Source organism: Streptomyces sp. ATLC9 (assembly GCF_057196705.1).
In genome coordinates this window covers 1-395 of record NZ_JBXUOY010000614.1, presented here as the reverse complement: position 1 = coordinate 395, position 395 = coordinate 1, and the positions used below count along the sequence as shown (strand labels likewise).

General features: G+C 74.4%; 1 protein-coding gene and 1 pseudogene. One reads left to right on the top strand and one right to left on the bottom strand.

The features are described 5' to 3' along the window. Positions 1–51: 51 nt before the first annotated feature. Positions 52–300 carry a transposase gene (locus AC2CJA_RS27325; protein ID WP_484605291.1) on the top strand — a complete coding sequence of 83 codons (249 nt, stop codon included), beginning with the start codon at positions 52–54 and terminating at the stop codon, positions 298–300. Here the strand turns inward: AC2CJA_RS27325 and AC2CJA_RS27320 are convergent. Beyond that, positions 267–371 (bottom strand): annotated as a pseudogene (locus tag AC2CJA_RS27320) (winged helix-turn-helix domain-containing protein); the annotation flags it as partial. The gene AC2CJA_RS27325 and the pseudogene AC2CJA_RS27320 overlap by 34 nt on opposite strands. Between the last annotated feature and the right edge of the window lie 24 nt (positions 372–395).

Below are 395 nucleotides of genomic sequence, written 5' to 3'. Positions count from 1 at the left end.
TCCGGCTACGACATCGCCTACTTGACCCACGCCCTCGCTGACCTACCCGTCGTGCTGGTCGGGCGCCTGCGCTCGGACCGGGTCATGCTCCGTGACCCCGGCCCCGCCCGGTCGGGTCCCCGGGGCGGACGCCCTCGCCGGCATGGCGGCGTCCTCACGTTCAAGAAGCCCGACAGCTGGCACGAGGCCGACGTCACGACCGCCACGGCCACCACCGCCTTCTCCGCCCTCGCGCGGGCGGCGATGGCCGGGTACTCCTCCTCCAGCCACGCGCGCACCTTGTCCTCCTGCTGCTGGTAGGCGCGGCGGGCCGGGCGCTGCGGGGCGAAGCCATGCCGGCGCAGCCACTTGCCCACGCCCCGCTCGGTCATCACCACCCCGGTCACCATCCGGAC